The following is a 26,732-nucleotide window of genomic DNA, read 5'->3' as shown; positions in this document are numbered from 1 at the left end:
AGGCCGGCGCCGGCGCCCCGGCCGCCGTGACCGGCAGCCCCGGTGGCAAGGCCGCCGCCGACGCCCGTGCCGCCGGGGCCCGGGCTGAGGTGACCGGCCGCTCCGGTGGAGGGGTGGATGCCGACGCCCGTGCGGCCGAGGCTGGCGCCGGGGCCCGGGCTGATGTGACCGGCAAGGCCGCCGCCGACGCCCGTGCCGCCACAGCCGTCGCGACTCCCGGCTGGGCCCCCGCCGACATGGGGACGCCCGTCACCTTCGTGCTGCTCCGGCACGGGGAGACGCCGCTGACGCCGCAGAAGCGGTTCTCCGGGAGCGGTGGTACCGATCCCTCCCTCTCCGACGTGGGGCGGGAGCAGGCCGAACGCGCGGCGGCCCTGCTGGCCCGGCGCGGGACGATCCAGGCGGTCGTGTCGTCGCCCCTCGCCCGGACGCGGGAGACCGCCGGGATCGTCGCGGCCCGGCTCGGGCTGGACGTGCAGATCGAGGACGGGCTGCGCGAGACCGACTTCGGTGCCTGGGAGGGGCTCACCTTCGCCGAGGTGCGCGAACGCCACCCCGACGACCTGAACGCCTGGCTGGCCTCCCCGGACGCCGAGCCCACCGGCGGCGGCGAGAGCTTCGCCGCGACCGCCGAGCGGATCGCCGCCACCCGCGACAGGCTGATCGCCGCCCACCGGGGCCGCACGGTCCTGCTCGTCACGCACGTGACCCCGATCAAGACCTTCGTCCGGCTGGCCCTCGGCGCCCCGCCGCAGGCGCTGTTCCGCATGGAGCTGTCGGCCGCGTCCCTGTCGGCCGTGGCGTACTACGCGGACGGCAACGCCAGCGTCCGCCTCCTCAACGACACGTCCCACCTGCGCTGAGCCCCGCCGCGGCCCGGGCCAGCTCCTCCACCCGCCCCCAGTCGCCGCCCGCGACCGCGTCCCGCGGCAGCATCCAACTGCCCCCGACGCACCCGACGTTGGGCAACGCCAGATAGTCCGGCGCGGAGTCCGGCCCGATCCCGCCCGTGGGGCAGAACCGCGCCTGCGGCAGCGGCCCGGCCAACGACTTCAGGTACGCCGTACCGCCCGCGGCCTGCGCCGGGAAGAACTTCATCTCCCGTACCCCGCGCTCCAGCAGCGCCACGACCTCGGACGTGGTCGACACCCCCGGCAGGAACGGCACACCGGACGCCCGCATCGCCCCCAGGAGCCCCTCGGTCCAGCCGGGGCTGACCAGGAAGCGGGCCCCCGCCGCCACCGCCTCCGCGACCTGCCCGGGGCCGATCACCGTCCCGGCCCCGACCACCGCGTCCGGCACCTCCCGGGCGATGGCCCGGATGGCGTCGAGGGCCACGGGCGTCCGCAGCGTCACCTCGATCGCCGGCAGCCCCCCGGCGACCAGCGCACGCGCCAGCGGTACGGCGTCGCCGACGTCCTCGACGACGACCACGGGGACGACGGGCGCGAGGTCCAGCACGGAGTCGGGCAGGGCGGAGGAGGAGGCCATGAACCTCATCCTGCCGTCCGCAATGCAGAGCACGCAAAGGGCGTTGCGGAGGGTGCAACGAGCCGTCAGTGGATCTCGTCCACCAGCACGTCCAGCGCCCACGCCTGACCGGCCTTCGCGGGCGCCCCGGCCTCGACCACGTATCCGAGGTCCCGCAGCGCCTCCACCAGCTCGGCGGGCGACCGAGGAGCCGCCCCGTCGGTCAGCAGGCTCCGCACGATCCGCCCCTTCGTCGCCTTGTTGAAGTGGCTGACCACCTTCCGGGTCGGCGCGTGCAGCACCCGCACGGTCGCCGTCCGCTCCGCCACCGCGCCCTTCGGCCTCCACGCGGCGGCGTACGCGGCCGACCGCAGATCCAGCACCGGCCCGTCCCCGGCCGCCTCCGGAAGCACCGACGCCAACGGCGCACGCCAGTACGCGCCCAGCGCCCCGAGCCCCGGCAGCTTCACGCCCATCGAACACCGGTAGGACGGGATCCGGTCCGTCACCCGCACGGCACCCCACAGCCCGGAGAACACCAGCAGCGACCGCGCGGCACGCCGCTTGGCGGCCGGATCGAGGGTCGCCAGCCCGAGCGCGTCGTACAGCACGCCCGTGTAGACCTCCCCGGCCGGCCGCGCCCCCGCCGTGCGCAGCCCCGCGTTCTTCGCGACCTCGCCCCGCAGCCCCTCGCTCAGCCCCAGCACCTCGCGCGCCTTGTCCTCGTCGCCCGAGCACAGCTCGACCAGCTCGGTCAGCACCGCCTCCCGCGCCTCGGCGAGCCCCGGCAGGGACAGCGACTCCGGCTTCAGCGGCGCACCCCGGCCGGACGAGGCCTTTCCTTCGGACGGCGGCAGCAGGACAAGCACGCGTACTCCTTCGATCGAACTCCGCCGACAGCGTACGGGGCCACCGGGCCTCACACCCGCGCCGGTCCGAGGGCGCGGACCAGGCCGTCGGCGTCGTCGGCGTGGAAGCGGACGACCCGGACCTCGCGGCGCCGGCCGAGGAAGGAGGCGTGCGTGACCGGCTCGGACAGTTCGAGCGTCACGGTCGTCCGGGAACCGACCTCGACGTCCAGCTCGCCCTCGGCCCGCCCGTGCGTCAGGCGCAGCTCCCGCCGCACCGAGGCGATCCGGTCCAGCGGCACGCACAGGTCGACGTGCACGTACCGGCGTATCCGCAGGGTCCCGCGCGCCTCGTCCAGCACGTGCGGGCGCACGACGGACGAGGCGTGCAGCCCCACGACGGCCACCACGCCGTACACGTCCAGGAACAGCAACACCGCGTGCGCGGTCGGGAAGTCCCGCAGCAGCACGGACATCGCGACCGTCTCCACCACGCACACGAACGCGAAACCGGCCATCATCGCGCCCTGCCCGCGCGCGTACCCGAAAGCCGTCGCGCCCCGCGTCCCGTGCGTACGCCGGGCCATCCACATCACCAGGCTCAGCAGCACCCGCGCCTCGTGCAGGAACAGCGACCGCGCGACCCTCATCGCCGCTCCCCGGCCAGGATCCGCAGCGCACGGCGGATGGCCCGCGCCTGTGCCGGGGCCAGGTCGTCGTAGAGCGCGCGCAGGACGCTGTCGTCCTGGCCGGCCTCACCGGCCTGCCCGTCGTCCGGGAACAGCCCCGGGGGAATGCAGTCGGCGAGCGTCCGGGCCGCCTCCTCGACACGCGGATCGTCCGGGGCGGCGTCGGCGAGCGCGTCGAGCAGCGCGTACGCCTCGGCGGCCCGCGCCACGGCCCCCGGACTGCCCAGCGCCTCCCCGATCGACGACACCATCCGCTCGCGGGCCCCCGGAGGCATGGCGGTCTCCAGGAAGGCGATGATCTCGCGGTCCTTGGCCGCCATGGGACTGTCCGTGAGATGCGCCGTCCCGGAGAACAGCGCGGCCAGCTCGGGCGACACGGGCCCCTCCGCGGGCAGCCCGCCCTCCGCCCCCAGCAGCGCCCGCAACCGCCCGCGCCGCTCGCGGACGGCCTCCTCCTGCCGCGCCAGGTCCTCGTCCAGCTCGGTCAGCACCTCGGCGAGGTCCTTGCCGGCGTCGTCCGCGAGCACGTCCCGCACCTCGGCGAGCCCCAGCCCCAGCTCCGTCAGCCGCCGGATGCGCGCCAGCACGACGGCGTGCCGCAGGGTGTACTCCCGGTACCCGTTGGGGCGCCGCTCGGGCTCGGGCAGCAGCCCCTGATGGTGGTAGTGCCGCACGGCCCGCGTGGTGACGCCCACGGCCGCGGCGAGTTCTCCGATCCGCATGCCACCAGTGAAGACGTTGACGCTGCGGCAGGGTCAAGCACGCGGACCGGTGTCTGACGGCCGCCTCGACCGTGTGCCACGAACGTGGGAACGGACCCCGATTGCACCGGCAGGGGATCAGCCGATGTCCCCGTCCGGCGAGCGACCGAGGGAGGGGCGTGACAGCGCCCGCCCGTTCGGCAAGCCCGTCACCCTCCCGGAACCCTTCGCCTTCGACCTGGACACCGCGGACCTCCTCTGATCCCCTGGGATCCGGGGGGTGTCATGGGGATACGGGAACGAGCCAGCTGGACCAGGGCCCGGCTGGGTCGGGCCGGCCCGCCCCTGGACCTGCTCACGGCCCACTTCGACCAGCACACCTACGCACCCCACGCCCACGACGAGTTCACCGTCGGCGTCACGGTCGGCGGGTCGGAGGTCATCGCGTACCGGGGCGGGCACATCCACTCCTACCCCGGCTCGATCGTCGTCCTGGAGCCGGGCGAGATGCACACCGGCGGGCCGGCCGCCGCCGACGGCTACGCCTACCAGGCCCTCTACGCCGAACCGGCCCTGCTCGCCGACGGCACCCTCGGCGGCCCGCCGCACTTCCGCGACCCCGTCCTGCACGACCCCGAACTCGCCACCGCCCTGCGCGCCGCCCACACCGACATCAGCGCCCACCCCGACCCGCTGGAGGCCGAGTCCCGGCTGCCCTGGCTGCTCACCGCCCTGGCCCGCCGCCACTCCACGGCCCGCGCGGCGAGCGACACGGTGCCGGGCGCCGTGCACATCGCCCGGACCGTACGCGACCGCCTCGCCGACGAACTCCTGCAACCCCCGTCCCTGGCCGCCCTCGCCACCGACCTGGGCCTCTCCCGCTACCAGCTCCTGCGCGCCTTCCGCACCACCATGGGCGTCCCCCCGTACGCCTGGCTCGCCCAGCACCGCGTGGCCCGCGCCCGCCGCCTTCTGGAATCCGGCCTGCGCCCCGCCGAGGTCGCCGCGCTCGTCGGCTTCGCCGACCAGGCCCACCTCACCCGCTGGTTCCGCCGCGTGCTGGGCGTGACCCCGGCGGCGTACCGCAACAGCGTTCAAGACGCGGCGGGCTGACGGGGCCGAGACTCGGCGCATGACTGCACGCGGCTGGTTCCTGTTCTCCCTGATGGGAGTGGTCTGGGGCATCCCCTATCTGCTGATCAAGGTGGCGGTGGACGAGCTGTCCCCGTCGGCGGTGGTGTTCGCGCGCTGCGCCCTCGGCGCCGCGCTCCTGCTCCCCTTCGCCTTGCGCCGGCCCGGACTGGTGCGCACCGTCCGCACGCACTGGAAGCCGATGCTGGCCTTCGCGGTGATCGAGATCGTCGGCCCCTGGTACACCCTGACCGACGCCGAACGCCACCTCTCCAGCTCCACCGCGGGCCTGCTGATCGCGGGCGTCCCGATCGTCGCGGTCCTCCTGTCCCGCTTCTTCGGCGCGGCGGAGTCCCTCGGCACGCGCCGCATCACGGGCCTCGCGCTGGGCCTGGCCGGAGTCGGGGTCCTCACCGTCCCGCACCTGACCGGCGGCGACGCCTTCTCCCTGGCGGAGGTCCTGGTGACGGTCGTCGGCTACGCCACGGCCCCCCTGATCGCCGGCCGCCACCTCAAGGACGTCCCGACCCTGCACCTGATCACGCCCTGCCTGGCCCTGGCCGCCCTCGTCTACGCCCCCGCGGCCCTCGCCTCGCGCCCCGCCACCCTCCCCTCCCCGGAGACCCTCGCCGCCCTCGCGGCCCTCGGCGTCGTCTGCACGGCCATCGCGTTCGTGGCCTTCCTGGAACTGATCAAGGAGGCGGGCCCGACCCGCGCGTCGGTCATCACGTACGTCAACCCGGCGGTCGCGGTGGCGGCCGGGGCCGCCTTCCTGGACGAACACCTGACCCCGGCGGTCCTGGCCGCCTTCGCCCTGATCCTGGCGGGCTCGGTCCTGGCCACGGCGGCGGCACCGGGGCCGGTGCCACGCCGGGTACCATGGTCGACACGGCAGACGAGCCGGGCGGACGGCCGCGTGGAGTCCCCCTGACGGGGAGCTCCCCGAGGAACGTCCGGGCTCCACAGGGCAGGGTGGTGGCTAACGGCCACCCGGGGTGACCCGCGGGACAGTGCCACAGAAAGCAAACCGCCGGGGACCTCGGTCCTCGGTAAGGGTGAAACGGTGGTGTAAGAGACCACCAGTGCCTGGGGTGACTCAGGCAGCTAGGTAAACCCCACCCGGAGCAAGGTCAAGAGGAGCCGCTGTGAAAGGCGGCTCTGCGCGGACGTTCGAGGGCTGCCCGCCCGAGTCCGCGGGTAGACCGCACGAGGCCGGTGGCAACGCCGGCCCTAGATGGATGGCCGTCGCCCCGGCTCCCGCGAGGGAACCGGGGAACAGAACCCGGCGTACAGCCCGGCTCGTCCTGTCGCACCCCTCCGGCCCAGGTCAGAGGGGGTGTCCACTCTGCCATTCGGCTCCGGGGTCGAATCGGGGTCGAATTGGGTGGGCAGACCGTTCCACGGGTCAACTCACCCTCGCGCCACGATGGTTCGCCTCGTTGCGTCGAAGAGTCTTGCACTTGCGGTGCGGTCGGTGTCAAGTCCCGCATCGACGTCATGCGGCCGCGCGGTCGACGCCGTTGGCCCGCTGCTGGCTGCCGAGCTGCGCTTGCGCGATGCCGGGTCCGCCGACGCCGAAGAGACCGCTGAACGTGTCCACCTTCACGCCCTGCACAGCCACAGGCGGGTGTGCGTAGGTGTCCCATGTCTCGGAGAACTCTGCGTGCCGGGAGAGCGCCTGGACCGTCTTCGGGTCGTACTTGCCATCTGCCCCAAGCGGCTCGTGTAGAAGTGCTTGAGGTCGTGGAAGCGAGTGCCTTCCGGCAACCCGGCCAGCTCGACGGCCGCTCGCCACTTGTCGTTGAAGTGGCTGCGCGACAGCGGCCGGCCGGTCCGGGTCGTGACGATCAGCCCTTCGTCAGGCGGCGGTACATAGCCGCGCTGTTTCCGCTTCTGCAGCGCCGCCTTGGAAACCGGAGCCGGACCTCTCAACTGAGACAAATGCTCCGAAAGGCGCTCGATAAGGAAGTGGTCGACGGGCAGCGTGGCGTAGCTCGCCTTGGTCTTCAGCTTCGCCTTCTTGCCCCGCTGCCGCTGCTCCTCGACGTACAGCAGGTCATGCTCCCACACGACTGAGGTCTCCTTGAGACCAAAAGCCTCCCCCTCGCGGAGTCCAGCGCAAGCTGCAATCCATACGAGGATTTCGTAACGAGGCTCGACCTGCCGCATGGCGAGAGCCAGTCCCGCGACCTGCTCAGGGGACAGCGCAACCTTTTCCCGCTCTTCGATCTCCGGAAGCTCGATACGGGAAACGATATTCGCTGGCAGGGGCACATCCTCATCGATCATGTAGTTCACGAGGATGCGCCACGTCTTATAAATCTGGTGGACGTAGTACGCGGACTCGATGCCGGGCTTGCCGATGAGGTGATCGACGAGAGCCATGGTGTCCCGGCGCTTCAGCGTCTTGGCGACGCGCGAGCCAAGGAATGGAACGATGTGGACCCGGAGATGTGTCTCGTAGGTGCCGGTCGTGTTCTCGTTCTTGTTCTTCTTTTTCTTGCGCTCGATGAACTCGTCTGCGAACGCTTTGACTCTCTGGCTGCCGATGTCCGGGTCCACCCACGTGCCGCCGCGGATGCTTACCCGCACCTCGTCCAGGTGGTCACGGGCTTCCTGCCACGTGTCGAACATGGGCCGTCGAGGCTTGCCGTTCGGGTCGGTGTAACGAGCCTGCCACTGCTGTCCCCGACCGTGGTCGGCCGATGGGTACAGTGGATTCTTCTTTGTGCCGCACTTGCACGGCTTGTCTCCTGGTTTCGGGTATTTCTTGTGCCATCGGTCGAATGGCGCGTCGGACTCGGCCATGGGCCCCTTTCATGTGGTGAGTAAAGCTTTCCTCGGCCCGCGGTCCTAAAGTTCAGCCGGCTTCGGGGAGCGTGCAAGCTCTCCCCTCTTGATGCGCTCGAAAAGGTCGTTCACCTGCCTCTCGCTGTAGCGCACCCTGCTGCCATTCCTGTTTCCTCTCCGGTTGTCACCTGGTCCGGGTTGGTAATACGGGCCAAGAGGGTAGGCGCGCAGCAGGCCCCGATTAGTCCACCTGCGCCGAGTTGAAGGTGAAATACCCAGGCGGTGTTCCACCTCGCGGGGCATCATATAGCGGTCATCGAAAACAGAAGAACCGGTTTCCAGCGCCTTTTCTTTTCTGGTCATCGAGGCACCGAAACCTGCATGTCGCGCTGAATCGGAGTCGAATATTCCGCATGTGCGTGCCCTGTCCCCAGCAAGGCCGAGCCTCCCCCAATGTGCGTGCAGCCGACCCGTGGATGACGGCAGGCGGAGCTTCGCGCGCGAGCGAAGAGCGCACCAGAGCCAGTCATCTACAGGTGTTTATGACCTACCGCCAGGTTAGCCCACGCATCCACTGGATTGCAGCACGGTAAGGGGGTTATGGATACATTTGGGGTGCTCTGCCGTAAACACTTGTTGCTAGGAGGTCCGTAGGCTGGCCCTGTTGGGGGAACGTCAGCGGTCGCACGGAGACGCTCTGTGTGCCTCGCCGCTGGGTGCGCTCTGTTGCGGATCTCGGTGGTGACCCGTTCGCGAGTCGAGGTTTTGGAAGTGGCTGCGCGGCAGCTCGTCGGTGCACAGCGTGCGGTCAAGGCGCCGGAGCCGTAGACAGGACTATGGTGCTCCGACCACCGGTGGAACCGATGCTGGCGCAGGCTCGCGACCAGCTTCCCCCGCCCGGAGCGTTGCCTGGAGGGCTGATCTTCCAACCGAAACTGGACGGCTATCGTGCCCTCCTATTCACCCCGAACCCTCGACCGGGTCCAGTCCTGCTCCAGTCGCGTAGGGGCGCCCTGGTGTAGAGCCGGTTCCCCGACCTGGTCCTTGCGGCTACGCGCCTCCCCGACGGCCTGGTTCTCGATGGGGAGCTTCTGGTGTGGGAGGGGGGACAGCTCTCATTTGAGGCATTGCAACGTCGCGCGGCGTCCGGCGGACGGACAGCTGCGCGGTTGGCTGAGGTGCTGCCCGCCCACTTCGTCGCTTTCGACATTCTTCAGGTCAAGGGACAAGAGTTGCTCCAGGAACCGTACGAACGTCGACGCGCGAAGTTGGAGGAGTTGTTCACCGAGTACGCGCTTGCGCCGCCTTGGACGCTTTGCCCTGAAACCGACGACGTCCGGGCGGCGCAGGACTGGCTGACCTCCTGGACGGAGGTTCCTGGCGTCGAAGGGCTGGTGATCCGCGGGCGGGAGCAGCGGTACATCCCCGGTGCCCGAGGCTGGTACAAGATCCGCCGACGGGACACGACGGAGGGCATCGTGGGGGCGATCACCGGCACGCTCCGCCGACCGCAGAGTCTTCTGCTGGGCCGCTACGACCGCGATGGGGTGCTGAGGCCGGTCGCGCGTAGTACCCAGCTGCATCCCGACCATGCCCGGCGCTTCGCCGGCCTGCTAACTCAAGCGGGGACGAACCATCCCTGGGCAGGCGTACGGTTCACCACGTCGTGGGAATCCCGGACCCCGCTGGAGGTCGTACTCGTGGCGCCAGAGCTGGTCGCCGAGATCGATGTGGACCGTGCACAGGACCGAGGAGTTTGGCGTCACCCGGCCCGGTTCGGCCGCCTTCGCGAGGACATGGCGCCCGAAGACGTCGCGGCGTTCGGTGAGGGCGTGGTGCCGGCCGCTGGTTGATTTCGGCCAATCAGCCGGATGTGTTCGTGGTGGTTTCAGCCGCCCGGCAGGCCCGGCAGATGACTTGAGAGTCGCGGCCGTATCTGCGAGTCAGCCTTTGGCACCTCGGGCAGTATCCGACCTCGTCAGGCGAGCAGCCCAGCATGGCTGCAGCGGTTGCCCGGTCTGTGTTGGGGTCGATGCGTCTTGGCATCCCATTCACATGTCGAATGTACGTACATAGCTTCGGCTGTTCACGCTACGTTTCCCCCAGCTCGGGACCCGAGGGCCTGGCCGCCGGGCCGTTGTCATGGGCGCTGCTGAGTGCGGCCAAGGCCCTCGGAGCAGTCGGAGAGGCTGACGTACTTGGGCAAGGGAGGCCAGACATTGTGAGTGCCGGCGACAGCTCAGCGCTCTCACAGTGCTCTTCTCCTGGCTGTCGGTCGCGCGGTAGGCAGATAACGCCGTCGCTGCAGCTCGTACTCATGCGGCCAGCATGCACGCGATATCGGACTTTTCACTCAAAGTGGTTCTTGCTGTCTGAAGGATGCCAGCCCTGTCAGTGGCACCATCTACATTTTCGTGAGTGGACCAGCACTGTCATTGGTCAGCATCTCAGCGGATGCCCGCTCATCCGTGCCAGGAAGGACAACTCAAGTGGTCGACCTGAAGAAGGACGTCTGGGCTATCGCCGACACCCTTCGCGGTGTCTATGCCCGCAACAAGGCAGGTGACGTCATCCTGCCCATGACGATCCTGCGTCGCCTGGAGTGCGTCATGGCACCCCACCGCGCCGAGGTTGCCGCGATCATCGCCCAGCAGCCGAACGAGACGCTGCGCGTGAGGATGATCAAGTCGGTTACTGGCGGTGTGAAGTTCTACAACACGACGAAGCACACGCTGGCCTCGGTGTACGACTCGGGTGACGACATGGCCGACAACCTGCTGGAGTACGTTCGCGGCTTCAGTAAGGACATCGACGTCTTCACGAATTTCCACCTGCCCCAGCACATCGAGCGGATGAGGAAGGGGGGCATCCTTGCCACGATCGTCCGCCAGTTCCGCGACCTCGACCTGTCCCCGGAGGCCGTGCCGAACTCGAAGATGGGCGAGCTGTTCGAGCACCTCATCTACATGGACTTCGAGTCGTCCAACGCTGAATCGGGTGACCACTACACCCCGCGTGACGCGATCAATCTGCTCGTCGACTTGCTGTTCGCTGAGGACGACAACGTGTTGTCTGGTGAAGCCATCCGCAGCATCTACGACCCCACCGTCGGCACCGGCGGCATGCTCAGTGTGGCAGAGGAGCACCTGCACCGCATGAACCCGGACGCCGAACTCCTTCTGTATGGGCAGGAACTGCGCCCCGAGTCTTACGCCATGTGCCGCTCGGACATGCTCGCCAAGGGCCAGAACCCCCAAAACATTGCGCTGGGCAACACGCTGACTAATGACCAGTTCCCGGACGACAGGTTCGACTACATCCTCTCCAACCCTCCGTACGGCGTGGACTGGAAATACATCGCCGAGGATGTGGAGAGGGAGCACAAGAAGGGCTTCGGTGGGCGCTTCGGGGCTGGCCTGCCCCCGACGTCGGATGGTGCCCTACTGTTTGTCCAGCACGCCATTGCCAAGATGAGCCCCGCCGACAGCCAGGACGGCGGCGCCAGAGCCGGTATTGTCCTGAACGGCTCCCCGCTGTTCTCTGGTGGCGCCGGGTCTGGCTCTAGCGAAATCCGAGGCTGGCTGCTGGAGAATGACCTAATCGAGGCCGTTGTTGCGCTGCCGAACGACATGTTCTACAACACCGGCATCTCCACTTACCTGTGGATTTTTGATAATGCTAAGCGCTCTGAACGTCAGGGCAAGGTGCAGCTTATTGACGCTACCGCCCTGGGTTCCAAGATGCGTAAGTCGCTTGGATCCAAGCGTGTTCAGATCGATGAAACTGCCCGTGCACGCGTGCTGCAGCAGTATGCCGCCATGGAGACCTCGGACACCTCTAAGGTCTTTGAAAACCTCGATTTTGCTTACTGGCAGATCACCATCGAGCAACCCTTGCGCTTGAACTTCGTGACCGCCCCCGAGCGCGTCGCCCTCGTTGCTGAGCACAAAGTTCTTGGTAAGATCAACGGACTAATCGGTGCCCTGAACTGCTTCGGTGGGGGTATTTACCTCAACCGTGAAGATTTCCTGATGGACCTGGGCAAGCATCTCCGTTCCCTTGGTGTCACGCTGACTGCCACGCAGCGCAAGGCGCTGTGGCAGACCCTCGGTGAGCGCGATGAAAACGCAGATATCTGCCGCTTCCAGTCTGGCAAGAACAAGGGCGAACCCGAGCCTGACACAGGCCTGCGCGACACCGAGATTGTCCCCTTTGGCTGGGGAGGACACCCAAAAACTCACGATGCCAAGGATGTCACGATCAAGGCGTACTTCAAGACTGAGGTGAAGCCTTACATTGAGGATGCCTGGGTCGATCACACCAAGACCAAGGTGGGATATGAAATTCCCTTCACTCGTCACTTCTACAAGTACGCTCCCCCACGCGACCTCTCCGACATCGATGCTGACCTCAACGATTCTCTGCAGGAGATCCTCGGACTGCTGAAGGAGGTCGAGGCGTGATCGATCTGTCTTTCCTTGGCCCTTCAGGGCAGTGGCTAAGGGACGTTCCGGCGCGATGGAGTGTTGCTCCGCTTTGGTCCATGTTTGACAGGATCAAAGATGTCGGACATCCGGACGAGGTGATGCTGTCAGTATTCCGCGACTACGGCGTCGTCCCTAAGGATTCGCGAGAGAACCTGAATAAGACGGCTGAGAATAGAAACATTTACCAACTGGTTCATCCAGGCTGGTTCGTGGTCAATCGAATGAAGGCGTGGCAGGGGTCAGTTGGAATTTCAGAGTATCGCGGAATCGTCTCTGGGCACTACATCTGCTTCGCTCCTAACCATCAGGAGGACGTTAGATACCTGAACTATGCTCTCCGCTCGGACGCGTACAGGGCGATCTATCAGGGGCTGTCGCGAGGGGTTCGACCTGGTCAAATTGAGATTGACAATGACCAACTAAGGAAACTCCCTATTCCTCGCCCACCCCTAGGTGAACAGCAGGCTATCGCTGATTATCTGGATCGCGAAATTGGACAGATCGATGCGTTGATCGCTGCGCAGGAGCGGTTCATCGGTTTGCTGCAGGAACGACGTCAAGCTGTGATCAGTCACGCGTTCCAGGAGTTGCCGGGTTCTCGAATCCAGCTCAGGCGATTCATCCAGTTCCTTACCAGCGGTTCGCGAGGTTGGGGTGACTACTACGCGGACGGCGGTGATGTCTTTGTCCGAATCGGTAATCTGCCGCGCCAGTCGCTTGAGTTGGGTGGCGAAATCCAACATGTCGATCTGCCTCCCGATGTACGAGAGGGGCAGCGGACCAGGCTTCGAGAGAATGACCTGCTGTTCTCCATCACCGCGTACATCGGCTCTGTGGCTGTGGTCGGGCCAGGGTGGGTCAATGCCTACGTCAGTCAGCACGTAGCACTGTGCCGACTGAACCTATCGCGGCTGGATCCGCGGTTCGTCGGGTATTTCATGCTCGGAACCGAAGGCCAAGATCAGCTTCTACAAGGAGCTGTCGGCGGCACTAAGGTCCAGCTTGCGCTTGACGACATCCGGGGGCTCCAAATCCCGGTTCCCGAGCTCCATGAACAGCGACGTATCGCAGCACATCTGGACAGTGAGACCGCGAAGATCGACAAGCTCATTGCGAAGACGCGGCGACACATTGAGCTTGCGAAGGAGCGCAAGTCTGCGCTCGTCACTGCGACCGTGACCGGCCAGATCGATATTATGAAGGGGGCCTGAGCCGTGGTGGATTTGACCTACGAGGAGCAGTTCGAGCGGCAAATCTGCGAATACCTGGTGGCTCATGGGTGGTTGTTCTCCCCAAATGGGGAGGGGTACGACGCTGATCGCGCTCTGTACCCGGATGACATTTTCGACTGGTTTGAGGAACTGGACCCGCAGGCGTGGAAGCGCAGCATCGGTTCCGGCCGGCGAGCGGACTCGGCGAAGAAGGCTCTGCTGGACCTTATTGTGCAACTACGCTCCACCCCGCTGGACAATAAGGGCGGCGGCCCTGGAGGAACCCTACAGTTGTTGCGCTCGGACGTCCCCATCGGGCTGCGTGACGAGCTGAAGATGGTCCAGTGGCGGCCGGCAGACCCGACCAACGCCACGCGCATGACCGCCTACAGCAAGGTGCGCCTTCGCATCATGCGGCAGGTCCACTACTCGCGGCAAAAGCCACACGACAGCATCGATCTGGTCGCCTTCATCAACGGCATCCCGGTAGCCACTTTTGAGCTGAAGACCAACTTCAAGCAGTCCATCGACGCCGCAGTCAAGCAGTACGCCCAGGACCGCAAGCCCAAGGGAGAGCCGCTGCTGGCATTCGGTACCGGGGCGCTGGTGCACTTCGTGGTCACCGAGTCCGAGGTCCGCATGACCACTCATCTCGACGGTGAGAACACTTACTTTCTGCCGTTCAACCAGGGCAACAACGGCGGCGCGGGCAACCCGGTCAACGAGCATGGGCCGGCCACCGCGTACCTGTGGGAGCAGGTCATGGCCCGCGACACGTGGCTGGATATCTTTGGGTCCATGCTGTTCGTGGACGTCAAGACCAGCACGAACGCGATCACGCGTGAGCGCAAGACCTCCACCAACGTCATATTCCCGCGCTTCCACCAGTGGCAGGCCGTCTCGCGGATGGTCGAGCAGGTCAAAGCGGAGAGCGTGGGGGGACGGTTCCTGATCCAGCACTCAGCGGGGTCTGGCAAGACGAACACGATCGGATGGACTGCACATCGCCTGTCGAACCTGCACGACCACACCGGGCGCAAGGTCTTCGACACGGTCGTGGTGATCACCGACCGCACGGTGCTGGACGATCAGATGCAGCGCGCGGTTCTTCAGATCGAGGGCAAGCCGGACTATGTCTATAACGTCGACAAGCGGGCCCGCACCGACCAGGGCTCCAAGTCACGTGCGCTACTCAAGGCCTTGCAGGACCGTCGCCGCATCGTGGTGGTGACCATCCAGACCTTCCCGGCCGTGTTGAAGCTCCTGTCGCAGGACGACTCGCTGGCCGGGCACCGGTTCGCGGTCATCGCGGACGAGGCGCACTCCTCGCAGGCCGGCGCCACGGCGAAGAAGGTGCGTCAGGTACTGCGCGCCGGCGGTCAGGAAGTCGACGAGGGCACGGAGGTCGACGCCGAGGACACGATCAACGCGTTTGCCGACGCCCCGACCCCGAACGTGTCGTTCTTCGCGTTCACCGCCACCCCGAAGCCCAAGACGATCGAACTGTTCGGGCGCCGCGAGACGCCCGACGCGAAGCCTTCCGCGTTCGACGTGTACTCGATGAAGCAGGCCATCCAGGAGGGGTTCATCCTGGACGTCCTGCCGCGCTACCAGAACTACGGGACCATTTATCAGATCGCTGAGGCGATCAAGAAGAATGGTGTCAACGTCTCCGCTGACGACGAGGACAACCTGGTCGAGAAGGCCGCGGCAGCAAAGGCCCTTAAGAGGTTCGTACGCCTGCACCCGACGAACATCGCTCAGAAGGTTGAGATCATCGTCGAGCACTTCCGTGCCAACGTGGCCAACCTGCTCGGCGGCCACGCCAAGGCCATGATCGTGACCTCGGAACGCAAGCACGCGCTCCGGTACAAGCTGGCGATCGACAAGTACATCAAGTCCAAGGGATACGACATCGGTACCTTGGTCGCGTTCTCCGGCACCCTGGACGACCCGGAGTCCGGCATCCACGACGAGGTCTCCGAAGCCAAGATGAACCCGGGAGCCGGCCCAGACCTGGCCGAGGCGTTTGCCGAGCCGAACTACCGCGTCATGATAGCCGCGGACAAATTCCAGACCGGGTTCGATCAGCCTCTGCTGTGCGCGATGTACGTCGACAAGCGCCTGGACAACATCCAGGCGGTGCAGACCCTCTCGCGCCTCAACCGCACCTTCCGATCAGGCAACCTGTTCAAGGACCGCGTCTTCATCCTGGACTTCGTCAATGATCCCAAGGACATCCAGGCGGAGTTCGCGAAGTATTACGAAGAAGCCGAGATCGAGACCGAGACCGACCCGAACCAGCTGCACGTGCTAGCGATGGGGCTGCGAACCTTCGGCATCTTCGACACCCAGGACGTGGCCCAGTTTGTCCAAGGCGCTCAGGACGGTGACCGCAATGCGATCACCGCGGCGATGAGCCGGGCCCAGGACCGGTTCGCCCAGTCGTGGGACCAGGCCCAGGACAACGAGGACACTCAGGCCGTGGAGCGGTTGGAGCAGTTCCGGAAGAACGTCTCCTCGTTCGTGCGACTGTACGACTTCCTATCCCAGGTATACGACTACTCCGGCTCCCCGTTGGAAGACCTGTGCGCATTCTGCCGTGAACTTGCTCAGTGGATCAAGGCTGAGCACACGCATGACGAGGTCGACATCTCCAGTGCTCGGTTGGTCGCGATCGAGCAGAAGGACAAGGGCATCACGAATGCCTCGGTTACCGAGAAGGGCGACAAGCTGAGCGGGCCGAGCGCTGTGGGCACGGCCAAGGTGAAGGATCCCAAGCTGGTCCCGCTCCTGGAGGTCATCGACACCCTCAACAGCCTGTTCGACGACCTCTCGGAGTCCGCCGTCGCCGGGCTGATGGCACTTGTCATCGAAGCGGCCAAGTCGGATGAGGTGCTGAGGTCGCGGGCACTGGAAAACAGCCTGGAGAACTTCCTCAAGTCGGAGAAGGTCCGTGACCGCATCCTCGACACTCTGCTCGCTGCCCCCGGGGAGCTGGGGAAGGTAGTGGCCGAGGTCGTCGGCGACGGCAAGGGTCTGGACAGCATCATTGCCGGCGCCTTCCACGGAGTGCGTCTGGACGCCGAGCAGGAAGCCAGGTGATGGAAGGTGAGGGTGGTGCACTCCTGGACCGAAGCGATCAGCGGGACATGTTCTTGGAGTTCGACGTACTGACGTAAGCGCCTCAACGGTCCCCGGCCGCAGCCAGGTTGGAAAGGTCTTACTGTCCAAGTAAGGCTTCTCGGGCTGCGCGTGCCCATATGGCCTGCTGCCGGACGCTGAATCCCATCCTGTTCCAGTGGAATGTGACGTGCTTGGCCAGGATGCCGCGTAGGCCCAGCCCGAGGCGGTTGGCATGCGCCGCCTGCTGGAGTGCTTGGCCTTCGCGTCTCATGCCCGTGAGCCACGTGCGCAGAGACGCCAAAGCGCTCTCGGCGAAGATTGCGCCCGCGTCCACCGTAAGGAGGCTGCGCATCGGGTCCACCATGGCGCTGATCTTGGCTGGTGGGACGTCGGTCGGCAGCGCTCGCTTGGCTTCTACCTGACCCCATACGTCCCCTTGCTCGCCCCACTCCAGCCCGGCGGATCGCAGGAACGAGGCGAGGAGGAGCAGGGAGGTCACCTTGGCTTCGGGCAGTCGGTCGACGCCCTTGTCGGCGAGCTGGTCGTAGGCGAGGACACCGAGGCTGTCGGCGTGGAACAGGCGGTGCGCGATCTCCAGTCCTTCCAGCCCGCCGAACGCGATGGACTCAGGTTCGTAGAGGGAGGGCTGCCAATCCTTCACCACGCCCCAAGACACCGCCGAGTCGAGGGCCTGCGTCACGTGTGCGATCACGGGCTCCGCGGGGGCGCCGGGCGCCGGGTGGACCCGCAGCCGCCAGTAGGGGTACTTGCGGAGGAACCACCATGCCCCGACGGTCTCCTCGCGCAGCGCGGGGAGGAGGTAGGCGCGGAAGGCGCGGGCCGCGGTCGGATAGTCGGCGAACTGCACGTACACCTGGTGCCAGCCCGCGGACTGCTGGTGCAGTGCCGTCTTGCCGGCGGCCCGGTAGCGCTCGACGGCCGCAGCCAGGCGGGCCGGGGAGGTTTCGGCGCGCCTGGCTGCGGCTTCGATCGGCATGCCGCCGAGCACGGACAGCACGGCGTCTTCGGGCACGGTTCTGCTGTACTTCGCCTGACCGCTCCTTCAGCTCAGCAGCAGGCAGGCGTCCCAGTCCGTTGCGGTCCGGGCGCCGGGTTCGACGGTGCGGAATGCCAGGCTGGCGCCGGCCGCTCCCTCCAGGAAGCCGGGCTGCTCCGGGGCTTCTGCCGCGAGGAAGCGCTGGGAGCCGGCTCCGGCGAGCCAGTCCTGGAACGGCGCGGGGGTTTCGGCCTCTTCTGCGACACGCTGTACCGTGCGGATGAGGCCCCCGACGCCGTGGCACAGGCCGCGGCCGTGGAGCAGGTCGAGCTGGCGATCGTCGGCGAGGCAGTACAGCAGGGCGCGCTCGGCCATACGTTTACGGTCGTCGTCGCCGAGGGCGATAGCGGCGAGCTGCTGGGCTCGAACGATGCCGGGCGTGCCGTAGCACCAGGAGGGAGCGGCGACGTGGGCAGGTGCGGGGCCAGTCTTGCTGACCCAGCGCGGCCAGTGAGTTCCGTTGTGGTCGCTCTGCCGTATGGCGTCCAGCCACCGCAGGATGCGTCCCATCGCAGCCTCGTGGCCTTCCACGGTGACGCCTCGGCGCTGGGCCAGCGCCAGCAGGGCGAGGGGGCCGGTGATGCCGTGGGCGAGGCCGACGTTGGCGTGCCCTCCGGGTGTGGCTGCCGCGTTCGAGGCGGGGGCGTGACCGACCCACCAGCCGGGCAGCGGTTGCCCGTCCGGCCCGGTCACCGGTTCAGTGAGCCGTACGAGGTACTCCAGCACCCGCCGCATCTCCGGCCCATGGGGCTGCCGACGCAGCAGTAGAGCGCCGAGCCCGGTCAGCCCTCGGAACAGCTCGTACTCGGCGAAGGTGGCCAGTCGCCCTTGCTCGATGCGTTCGTGGGCTGCGACCAGACGGCGGCGCGTGCAGCCGACCATGACGTCGTCCAGGGTGCGCAGCGCTCCGGCGTACCGGTCGCTGCTCCCGGCCGCCATGTGGAGGACGTAGGCCATCGCGGGGGCCCCGAGGAACAGGCTGGCGTCGTCCCCGTCGATGAGCGGCGCGGCGATGGCGAGCTTGCGGTGCGCGACCTGCCATGTGTCGAGCCCGAGGTGGGCGCGCTCCACATCGAGGAGAGCGGCGCCCAGTGGGCCGTGGGCGAGGGACTGGCGGCTGGCGAGAGAGGTGTCGGCCTTGGGCGGGGCGGTGGTCACCGCGGCGCTCCTTCGGTGCGCTCGATCCTGGACAAGCTCGCGCTGCGGGCGAGGCGGCGACAGGCGGCTTCGGCGGCCGGGTTGACTCCTGCCGCGCGGTTGTGGTGCATGTGGAGCAGGGAAGGCAGCACGCTGGCGGGGTCGATGCTGGCGGTTCCGAGTGCTCGCCCGTACTCGCGAAGGGCCCGGCGGCGCAGCGCCCACATCCCGGCCACGTGCCCCCCGGCGGGGTATTCGCGCAGTACAGCAGCGGATGTGTCGGGGTCTGCGAGGCGTACGGCCAGGGCCTGTACGTCACGCGGTAGAGCCACGCCCTCGTCCTTCGAGATGTGCTTCGTCAGCCATCGCCATCCGGATTCTTGTGAGCCGAGGAGTGCGACGGCGATGTCCACCATGCTGGCGGCGGTGACAGCAGGCCGCAGGTTGGCGGGCAGGGCGATGCGGAACTGTGCGATGGCGGCGGCGGAGTCCGCCTCGAAGTACCGCTCCGCAGCTTCCAGAAGAGCGCCGCTGCCGTAGCGGCCGGTCTCGGGCTCATCGGTGTCCCACTGCACGTGATGGATCAGCCCCTCGCTGCGCAGCTCGCTCGCCCATGCCGCCACCAGCTTTGCGGCTTCGCCGAAGGTGTCGGCGTCGTCCAGGCGCAGCCGGATACGGAGATGGTTGTCGGGGTCGGCGTAGCGGATGAACCACATGGTGGGCGGCTCCGCGCCGAAGTCGAGCAGCAGCCGGGGCAGGTGGTTGGTCAGCACTTCTTCGGCTCGGTTGGTGTTGCCGTACACCTTGAGGTACGCGCGCTCGGCCCCGCCCGGCAGGCGGCCGGAGTCCCGGCCGTGGATGGCCAGCGGACGGCACTGGGGCGGGGGTGACGCCTGGTCGGAAGCGAACGACGCGGTGACCTCGTGGGCACGGCCGATCCTGCCGAGCTGGCTCTCGGGAGGCGCCTCGTGCAGGACGACGGTGTGGCGGCGCTCCAGCTCGGCGTGCAGCAGGTACTGATGGGCGGGGACGTCGAGGTCCAGGCGGAGCCGGCGGTCGTCCTCGCCGACGTATACGGCCTGCGGCACGCCGTAGCGGACCCGCCAGTCCATCAGGGCCTTCATCCAGCTGCGTGAGGCGTCGAGATCGGCGGCTCGCAGCCGCCAGCGGGCCGGGGACAGGATCGTCCGGCCGACGCGGATCTCGGGCAGGAACGGCAGTCGGGAGGAAGCTGCTCCCCAGGCGAAGGGGATGAGGACGGCGCTGTGGGAGCGGTGCAGTTCGCACACGAACCGGATCAGCGGGTGCGTGAAGTTGCTGACCTCGACTGCGTTCATCACCGACGGTTCGAGGAGCTGGCCGGTGGAGAGCGCCACCAGGTACAGGCGTTCGGCGTCGGCGATCACGCCCAGGTCGTCGAGGTTGAGGGTGGCGGTGGGGTTGTACTCGCCGACGGAGAGCAGGTGGGGGACCACTGCGGGAACCCGGCTGACGTTATAGGTGGACACCTTCAGGGGCGGCCCGGAGACCTGGGCGCGCTCGGCGCCCTGGGTGAGTGTCGGGAGACCGGCGTAGGCGGCGGCCATCCGGTCGCGGTCGCGGTGATCCAGCGTGCTGAGGAATCGGCCCGTGATCGTGCCGGCCGCGAGGGACAGGCCCGCCACGGACAGTTCGAAGTCGCCCTGGTCAAGGTCGCGGGGTGTTTCCGCGAGCACCATGAAGCACAGTTCGACGTGGGCGGGGACCTGGAGGGGTTCGTCCACGGTCAGGGCCTCGATGTCCCGGGCGGTCAGTTCGACCTCCATCCGGCGGTCGAGCGCTGCGTTCTGTGCGAGCGTCAGCAGGTATTCGTCACGCGGAGTGGTGGCCAGGACCGGACGCTTGAGGACGGTGCCTCGGTAGGCGACGGGGAATCCGAGGCCGGTGTCCGGGTCGGTGAGGTCGCGCAGGGGGACGATCTTGCCCATGCTGTAGCGCTCCAGGAAGCGCACGCGGTAGTCGGCCCAGGCCGAAGTGCCGTGGGGGAAGGGCGTGATGCGGGCGATGGTCTCCAGTGCCCTGGCGGCCTCTTGCGTGACGGCCTCGGGCAGGACGATGTCGCAGTCGGGGCGGAGGTTCACGGCAAGGCCGCCGCCGGCCATCCCGCTCAGCTCGGCCATGGCCGCGGTCGCCTGGGTGCGCAGGGCACGCTGCTCGGCGGGTGCCGCGTCATCGTGCTGCACGAGGGATTCGTGGAGGCGGCGGAGAGTGGAGACCGTAGGGGGCAGCGGCGTGGCACAGGCGGAGTCGAGCTGCTCCAAGAGGTGACCGAGGGCGTCCTCGTTCGTCATCGGGGCGTGCAGGCTGGTCAGGAGCACGCGGTGCGCGATGAGGTCGCTCACCATGGCCGTGATCGTCTCCAGCGGCGCGGCGGGGTACTCGGCGTGGAGCTTCTCCACGATGTCCCCGACGGTGGCGGGGGTCTGCGCCAGGGCGAGCACCTTCTCTGCCGCCCGCGTACGGCGCAGGGTGGTCTCTGTGGGGCCGTCGGGCCCCGGCTGGTAGGGGACGTCGATGCGTGTCCCGCGCACCGTGCAGGTGGGATCGGCGATCACCTGGAGGTGCCGCAGCAGGTGGGGGTCGCGTTCCAGGGTGGTGATGACGTCGTGCAGCCACTCCGCGTCCGCGCTGGCGAAGGCCCGATGGTCCGTCCCGAGACGCACGCGTGCCGTAGGGCCGAGGCGCAGCGGGGCGGGGCCGGCGAACAGGCCGAACGGTGTGGCGCGGTAGTGCATGCGCAGGACGTAGCGCATTAGCGCGGCGGCGGTGCGGATGGTCCTGGACGGGCGTGCCCCGCTGGTGAGGACCCTCCGCACGCTGTCGGCGAGGACCGGCGAGGCGAGTTCGATGGCAGCGGCTCGGGCGTCGTCCGTCCAGACGCTTTCGATCCACGCTCGGCACGCCGCGGCGTCGGGGCTGCCGTCCGCGCCGACAGCGGGCCAGGACGACAGCGGGGGCGTCAGCTGGAACGCCGACACCCTGATCATGCTCGCGTCAGCTGCGTGGTACATCACTCTGCCTCCTTCGTGGTCGTGCCCGGGGTGGGCCGGGCCAGCTGCTCGGCCCACCCCGGGTGAAGAAGCGGCCGGTCAGCCGCCGCTGATGCAGGTGCTGTTGGAGCAGGCGGACTGGCAGGTCGAACCGCAGCCGTCACCGGTGTCGTTCAGCAGCGCGCCGGGGATGGCGGCGGAGGTGACGGTCTCGATGTTCAGGTCGAACTCCGACCCGTCGGTGCCCGCGAAGTCGGTCGCGGCCTTCAGAGTGGTGCTGGTGCTCTTCGGTGCCATCTCGTACGCCTCCTACAGGGAGAAGTGGGATGTGCTCTGCCCACCTGGTCGCGACGTCGGCGGCGTCACGGCCAGGAGATCGTGACCCGCGATTGCGACCGGTTGATGACCCGGCCCGCGGGAAGTTGGTCGTCCGCCGTCCCAGCCGGGTAGACCTCGATGTGCGCGCGGTCGCCGCGGTGCTCGCCGTTCCACGTCTGGATCTCCGCAACCAGCCGCTCGGCGACCTCCCGGCCCCGCGGCCCGTGGCCGATCGCGCCCAGCTCGAACCGGTCGGGGTCCTCGGTGCGCCGCACGGTGCGGTAGCCGAAGCTGTCGGCGTCCACGAGGGTGGGGATGCCGAGCGGTGATGCGGAGGCGACGAGACCGCGCTCGCGGGCGGCCGGCGTCGCAGCGATCAGCGACAGGTCGTCCAGCGCGGTCGCCAGCCATAGGTCCAGGTGCTCGTTGGACTCGTCCCCCGCGAGCGTCACGCCGGACCATGCCTCACAGCGGGGCATGCTCAGCGCTGCGGCCAGGGCCTTGGTGTCGGGCTCGGGCTGGTCGTCCAGGCGCAGCCCGATCTCCTCGCCCTCGACGTCGTGGATGAGGGCCACCCGCATGCGGTTCTCGCCGGCGCCCTGCATCGGAACGAAGCCGCACAGCTCGACGCCGTCACTCACCAGCCGGTGGTCGTCGCGGACGAAGGCGATGCTGCGGGTCATGCCGCGCATCCGCAGCGGGACCACGAGCCGGCCTCGGTCGTTCAGCTGGTGCACCCAGGCAGACGGGATGTCCGCGGCCTGCACGGTGACGATGATGCGGTCGTAGGGCTGGAAGTCGACGGCCCCGCCGGAAGCGTCGGCAGTGATCACCGTGACGTTCCGGTACCCGGTCGTTTTCAGGAAGTCCCTGGCGCGCAGGGTGACCTCGGGGTCGATGTCCATGGTGACGATGCGCCCGCTCTCGCCCACCAGCTCGGCAAGGTAGGCGGCGTTCACGCCGCCGGAGCCGATCTCCAGGACGTTCATCCCCGGCTGGATGTCGGCCTGCTCGATCTGCATGGCCTGGACGCGCGGTGCCGACACGGAGCTGACGTGCTGACCGGTTGCGTCCGTCTTGGTGATCAGCGGGTTCTCGGGGTCGTAGCTCGCGGCCATCTCCGCGCCGGGCACTGCCAGGTGCCGGGGCACCTTGCGGAAGGCGGCCACGACGCGCGGGCTGCGGGCGTCTCCCGTCTCGATGAGGCGCTGCACCATACGGTCACGCCACTGCTGCTCGGTGACGGGAGCGCTGTGCGCGTCGTCGGTCGTCATGTCGGGGGCGGTATCCACGTACGTTCTCCTTCTCGGCGCCCGCGCGCAGAGGGTTGGGGGCTGGTGGGGCGGTGGCCGGTGCGGGGCGCCTCGGATGGAACGGGGCGGCACCCCGCACCGGGGTGGTGAACCGCTCGCCGGCCCGATCCGTCACATCAGGGCCGCCGAGCGGTCGTTCTAGGCGGCGGGCCGACGGGGCTCGACGGCGCGGCCGTCCGGCAGAAGTTCGCCGGTGCCTTCGAAGAGGGGCACTCCGTTGCACAGCCTCGCCCAGCCCTGGGTGCCGGTGGCGCTGGTGACCACTCTGGCGGCGTCGCGGTCCGGCGCTTCGGCGGCGGGGCAGGGAGGGGTGTGCCGGCACATGCTGCTCGTCCTCTCGGGGGGAATGGGGGAGTGGTTCCTCTCCGGCTGCTACGGGACCGTGGGGGAACGGGACAAGAGCGCCGGAGAGGAAGTCGTGGAGGTCTTCGCGGCCAGGAAGTCGGCTATGGACTCGGGGCTGTAGCCGTAGAAGCGGCCTCGGGAGACGTCGTCGGCAGGCGGTTGTGCGCCCCACTCGACGACGTGGCAGGTGTCGCGGTACGGAGACCAGCGCACTCGTAGGTCGGGGAAGCCGGGCCGCCCGTCGAGTAGATCCCTGGCGGCCATGGCCAACGTCACCAAGTCGAAGGACATGTAGCCGCCTCTGCGGGTACCGCCAACGGGGACGGCCAGGAGCGGGGCGCGGAAGACGCAGATGGCGACGGCGTCGACGAGGATGGCGGGGTCGGCGAGACGCGAGCGGTAATACTCGTAGTCGTGCGGTCGTGGCGTGGAGGGCCGTCACGACCAGCGGCCCGCCGGAGGTGGTCAGCACTCGCTCACTCCCTCAACGACACCAAGCCGCTCAAGGCTCCCGACCAGATCGCTCGTGACTGATCCCAAGAGCCGCAGGAGTCCAAGGGCCTTGTCCGGATCGTCCGGCAGCTCCTCGACGCGCACCTTGCGGGCCATGCTGAGCAGCCGGGCGGTCTCCGGGTCTGCCTCCGTCCGTTGTGCGTCTCGCAGGGCCCGGTTCACCAACTGCATGAGGGCGCTCCGGAAGTCCTGAGCCAGCTCGTCAGCCGTGGCGGGGTCGGGCAGGAAGGCCGCCGGGTGGTCGTCGTCCCCGAGGACGGTGTCCAGTCCCTCGTTGACGCGCTTCCAGTCCACGGGCTTCCAGTTCTGGACCGCCTGGAAGAGCCGCTTCAAGTCGTGAACGTCGCCGGGCGGTTCCCACGTCGACAGAGGAATGTCCGGGTCGGCCTCACGTACGGGCAGAATCTGCGGCTGTAAAGCTGTTGTGCCGTTCACTGGACCCCCTCGGTGCTGGCTCTCCCGCCGGCGTGCGGATGTCTTCCTTCCGATGACGGGCCCTCTCCAGTGGTCACGGGGAGGCGCCTGCCAAACAGGTAACCGCGCAACTACGGCGGGTGGACAGGCAATTTCGGTGGCGTTCTGCTGTCGTAGGACCGGAAATTTTTACCGGCCAAGGTGCTCAAGCCGACGGAGGCCACTACCTTGAGCCCATGACGGGGAACCCGCACCTTGCAGCTCGGTTAGAGAGCGCAGGGATGAAGCAAGCGGAACTGGCGGACCGGCTGAACAAGCGGCTCGGCGCCCTGACAGGCACCCCCGGCAAGCTCACCGACCGCCACGTCCGTAACTGGCTGACCGGAAAAACCCGCTGGCCGCACGCAAGACAACGCCTTGTTCTCGAAGAAGAATTCGGCGTGACAGCGGAGGAGCTGGGCTTCATCCCTCCTGCTGCCCGGGAGCGAGCACCTTCGGAGGACCCAGTGCGGCGACGGACCTTCACTACGGCTACGGCATCCTTGACCGCCGCCGCCATCCTTCCCGAGGTCCCGTCCAGCGGGTCGACGCGGGTAGGTATGAGCGACGCCGACCGGCTGGAGCGCAACTTCGCGGAACTGGTGGCGGCCGACAACAAGAACGGGGCGGGTATCCGCCTGGAGACGCGCGCGCTCGCTCACGCGCAGCACGCTCTCGACCTACAGGCAGTCGGACAAGCCAGTGATCGGGTTCGTCGCCGCCTGTACTACCTGGCTGCGGCCTTCACGGGGACGGCGTTGTGGGCCGCCGTGGATGCTCAGCAGCCGAAGCGGGCGAAGGGGCACCTGAACACGGCCCTGAGACTCGCCGGTATGGCAGGCAGCAGTGAGATGGAGATGCGCCTGTGGGGGCACGCTGCGCTCCTCTCCTACCAGCAGCTTCACCTGCATGACGCTCTGGCCGCAGCCGAAGCCGGCCGACGCGCCTACGTGTGTCGGCAGGACGCTCTCTTCCGCTCTCTGGCCAGCGCACGCCTGGCCGGCATCCTCGCTGCCGTCGGCGAAGACTCCGCAGCACAGGGCACCCTGCTTCACGCCGAGAAGGCCTACGAGCGCGCTGAGACAGCCCAGGATCGGCCCGCGTGGATGGGTTTTTTCGACCGCGCCGAGCTGGACGGCCTGGCGGCCCTGGTGATGGCTCGACTCGGCCGTCACGATGAGTCAGAGGCCCGCCTCCACCGGACCCTGTCACTGCTCCGGCCCGATCTACGTCGCAACCGCACCTACTACACCATCCACCTGGCTCTGGCCCAACTCGCACAGGGAGAGGCCGACCAGGCAGCGGCGACCGCTCTGCCTCTGCTCTCCGAGGGTGGCGAGCCACCCATGTCAGGGCGGAGCAGGAAGCTCTTGCAGCAGTTCAACCGAGGGCTCACACAGGTGGCCCCCGGAACCAGTTTCGTGATCGAGTGGCAGGACCGCTTCAGCGAAGGAGAGAAGGCAACGTGAGCACGGTCGATGTGAGGCACTACGTCGCTGCGGACCTCCCGGAGATCCGGCAGTACATCCTCGACATTCACGTCGAGGTCCGGCAACGCGACTTCGGACTCACCGGCCCCTTCTACGACGTTGAGCGCTTCGATGAGCGGTTGACGATGTACGCCTCCCGGCCCGGTTGGACTGCCGTACTCGGGTGGGAGGACGGTGAGCCCGTCGGCTTCTGCTTCGGCACGACCCTCGCGCCGGACACGAAGTGGTGGAACAACATGCTCACGCCACTTCCCGACGAGATCACAGCCGAGACGGGAAGGCGTACGGTCGCGCTGAACGAGATCGTCGTCCGAAAGCCATGGCGGGGCCGCAGCATCGCCTGGCAGCTCCACGAAGCATGGCTCACCCACCGTCATGAGGAGCGCGTGACGCTCCTCGTCAACCCGGCGAACGGCGACGGAGCCGTGCAGGCCGTCTACGAGGCGTGGGGCTACCGCCAGATCGGCCAGCAGCAGCCCTTCCCCGACTCGCCGGTCTTCTCCGTCATGCTGCGGCCGGTCAAGCTGACCTAGGCAGTTTCGTTTGGATCACCGGGCGGACCAGAGGAAGATGCCCGCGATGTGGAGTCCGGCCAGGTAGATGGCGGCGGTCTTTTCGTAGCGG

At 67.8% G+C, this 26,732-nt stretch carries 20 protein-coding genes, 1 other RNA gene and 2 pseudogenes; 10 read left to right on the top strand and 13 right to left on the bottom strand.

Annotation, left to right across the window (positions count from 1 at the left end):
* On the top strand, positions 1–863 hold an 863-nt coding region (locus AC07DA_RS15895), incomplete at its 5' end, for a bifunctional RNase H/acid phosphatase (RefSeq protein ID WP_479128453.1).
* On the opposite strand, the gene eda is transcribed toward AC07DA_RS15895, so the two are convergent.
* The 4 genes from eda to AC07DA_RS15875 all read right to left on the bottom strand — a co-directional run bounded on the left by eda (position 838) and on the right by AC07DA_RS15875 (position 3,729).
* Positions 838–1,491, bottom strand: coding sequence for a bifunctional 4-hydroxy-2-oxoglutarate aldolase/2-dehydro-3-deoxy-phosphogluconate aldolase (gene eda / locus AC07DA_RS15890; RefSeq protein ID WP_479128451.1), 654 nt, complete (start codon positions 1,489–1,491; stop codon positions 838–840). The genes AC07DA_RS15895 and eda overlap by 26 nt on opposite strands.
* A 65-nt stretch (positions 1,492–1,556) precedes the next feature.
* The gene (gene yaaA, locus AC07DA_RS15885) at positions 1,557–2,339 is read right to left on the bottom strand and encodes a peroxide stress protein YaaA (protein WP_479128449.1); all 783 of its coding nucleotides are present in this window, start codon (positions 2,337–2,339) and stop codon (positions 1,557–1,559) included.
* A gap of 50 nt (positions 2,340–2,389) precedes the next feature.
* Positions 2,390–2,968 (bottom strand): hypothetical protein, encoded by a 579-nt coding sequence (locus tag AC07DA_RS15880; RefSeq protein WP_479128447.1) that lies wholly within the window; start codon positions 2,966–2,968, stop codon positions 2,390–2,392.
* Positions 2,965–3,729, bottom strand: a complete 765-nt coding sequence (locus tag AC07DA_RS15875) for a MerR family transcriptional regulator (RefSeq protein WP_479128445.1) — start codon at positions 3,727–3,729, stop codon at positions 2,965–2,967. Before AC07DA_RS15875 ends, AC07DA_RS15880 begins: the two co-directional genes overlap by 4 nt.
* Positions 3,730–3,993: 264 nt before the next feature.
* Here AC07DA_RS15875 and AC07DA_RS15870 point away from each other — a divergent pair, with 264 nt between their 5' ends.
* From AC07DA_RS15870 to rnpB, 3 genes and pseudogenes are all read left to right on the top strand, one after another.
* Positions 3,994–4,821: an AraC family ligand binding domain-containing protein gene (locus AC07DA_RS15870; protein ID WP_479128443.1), complete on the top strand. Its 828-nt coding sequence runs from the start codon at positions 3,994–3,996 to the stop codon at positions 4,819–4,821.
* 19 nt (positions 4,822–4,840) lie between these two features.
* Positions 4,841–5,620 (top strand): annotated as a pseudogene (locus tag AC07DA_RS15865) (DMT family transporter); the annotation flags it as partial.
* A 115-nt stretch (positions 5,621–5,735) separates the two neighbouring features.
* An RNA gene (gene rnpB / locus AC07DA_RS15860) (RNase P RNA component class A) lies at positions 5,736–6,145 on the top strand.
* Positions 6,146–6,441: 296 nt separating this feature from the next.
* Here the strand turns inward: rnpB and AC07DA_RS15855 are convergent.
* A complete protein-coding gene (locus tag AC07DA_RS15855; RefSeq protein ID WP_479128441.1) occupies positions 6,442–7,647 on the bottom strand; it encodes a tyrosine-type recombinase/integrase in 1,206 nt (401 codons plus the stop codon).
* A 1,019-nt stretch (positions 7,648–8,666) separates the two neighbouring features.
* Here AC07DA_RS15855 and AC07DA_RS15850 point away from each other — a divergent pair.
* From AC07DA_RS15850 to AC07DA_RS15835, 4 genes are all read left to right on the top strand, one after another.
* On the top strand, positions 8,667–9,482 hold the full coding sequence (locus AC07DA_RS15850; RefSeq protein WP_479128948.1) for an ATP-dependent DNA ligase: 816 nt from the start codon (positions 8,667–8,669) through the stop codon (positions 9,480–9,482).
* Between the two features lie 636 nt (positions 9,483–10,118).
* Positions 10,119–12,092, top strand: coding sequence for a type I restriction-modification system subunit M (locus tag AC07DA_RS15845; RefSeq protein ID WP_479128439.1), 1,974 nt, complete (start codon positions 10,119–10,121; stop codon positions 12,090–12,092).
* Positions 12,089–13,327 (top strand): restriction endonuclease subunit S, encoded by a 1,239-nt coding sequence (locus AC07DA_RS15840; protein WP_479128437.1) that lies wholly within the window; start codon positions 12,089–12,091, stop codon positions 13,325–13,327. The genes AC07DA_RS15845 and AC07DA_RS15840 overlap by 4 nt, the downstream gene beginning before the upstream one ends.
* A gap of 3 nt (positions 13,328–13,330) precedes the next feature.
* Positions 13,331–16,432, top strand: coding sequence for a type I restriction endonuclease subunit R (locus AC07DA_RS15835; protein ID WP_479128434.1), 3,102 nt, complete (start codon positions 13,331–13,333; stop codon positions 16,430–16,432).
* A gap of 118 nt (positions 16,433–16,550) precedes the next feature.
* On the opposite strand, the gene AC07DA_RS15830 is transcribed toward AC07DA_RS15835, so the two are convergent.
* The 8 genes and pseudogenes from AC07DA_RS15830 to AC07DA_RS15795 form a co-directional block, all read right to left on the bottom strand.
* Entirely contained in the window at positions 16,551–17,486 is a 936-nt protein-coding gene (locus AC07DA_RS15830) for a thiopeptide-type bacteriocin biosynthesis protein (protein WP_479128432.1), read from the bottom strand.
* Positions 17,487–17,516: 30 nt separating this feature from the next.
* The gene (locus AC07DA_RS15825; protein ID WP_479128430.1) at positions 17,517–18,668 is read right to left on the bottom strand and encodes a lanthionine synthetase C family protein; all 1,152 of its coding nucleotides are present in this window, start codon (positions 18,666–18,668) and stop codon (positions 17,517–17,519) included.
* On the bottom strand, positions 18,665–21,697 hold the full coding sequence (locus AC07DA_RS15820) for a lantibiotic dehydratase (protein ID WP_479128428.1): 3,033 nt from the start codon (positions 21,695–21,697) through the stop codon (positions 18,665–18,667). The genes AC07DA_RS15825 and AC07DA_RS15820 overlap by 4 nt, the downstream gene beginning before the upstream one ends.
* 78 nt (positions 21,698–21,775) lie before the next feature.
* Positions 21,776–21,973 carry an FxLD family lanthipeptide gene (locus AC07DA_RS15815; protein ID WP_164337305.1) on the bottom strand — a complete coding sequence of 66 codons (198 nt, stop codon included), beginning with the start codon at positions 21,971–21,973 and terminating at the stop codon, positions 21,776–21,778.
* Between the two features lie 65 nt (positions 21,974–22,038).
* Positions 22,039–23,286, bottom strand: a complete 1,248-nt coding sequence (gene fxlM, locus AC07DA_RS15810) for a methyltransferase, FxLD system (protein WP_479128425.1) — start codon at positions 23,284–23,286, stop codon at positions 22,039–22,041.
* Positions 23,287–23,445: 159 nt separating this feature from the next.
* Positions 23,446–23,631: a DUF5999 family protein gene (locus tag AC07DA_RS15805; protein WP_479128423.1), complete on the bottom strand. Its 186-nt coding sequence runs from the start codon at positions 23,629–23,631 to the stop codon at positions 23,446–23,448.
* Between the two features lie 48 nt (positions 23,632–23,679).
* Positions 23,680–24,057 (bottom strand): annotated as a pseudogene (locus AC07DA_RS15800) (DUF6302 family protein); the annotation flags it as partial.
* 60 nt (positions 24,058–24,117) lie between these two features.
* Positions 24,118–24,600 carry a DUF6415 family natural product biosynthesis protein gene (locus AC07DA_RS15795; RefSeq protein ID WP_479128421.1) on the bottom strand — a complete coding sequence of 161 codons (483 nt, stop codon included), beginning with the start codon at positions 24,598–24,600 and terminating at the stop codon, positions 24,118–24,120.
* Positions 24,601–24,860: 260 nt separating this feature from the next.
* On the opposite strand from AC07DA_RS15795, the gene AC07DA_RS15790 reads away from it, so the two are divergent.
* Together AC07DA_RS15790 and AC07DA_RS15785 are read left to right on the top strand one after the other, a co-directional pair.
* Entirely contained in the window at positions 24,861–26,087 is a 1,227-nt protein-coding gene (locus AC07DA_RS15790) for a hypothetical protein (RefSeq protein WP_479128419.1), read from the top strand.
* Positions 26,084–26,641, top strand: coding sequence for a GNAT family N-acetyltransferase (locus AC07DA_RS15785; protein WP_164337301.1), 558 nt, complete (start codon positions 26,084–26,086; stop codon positions 26,639–26,641). The genes AC07DA_RS15790 and AC07DA_RS15785 overlap by 4 nt, the downstream gene beginning before the upstream one ends.
* Positions 26,642–26,732: the final 91 nt, after the last annotated feature.

The organism is Streptomyces sp. NPDC044921, assembly GCF_056432865.1.
This window is presented reverse-complemented; position numbering and strand designations above follow the sequence as displayed.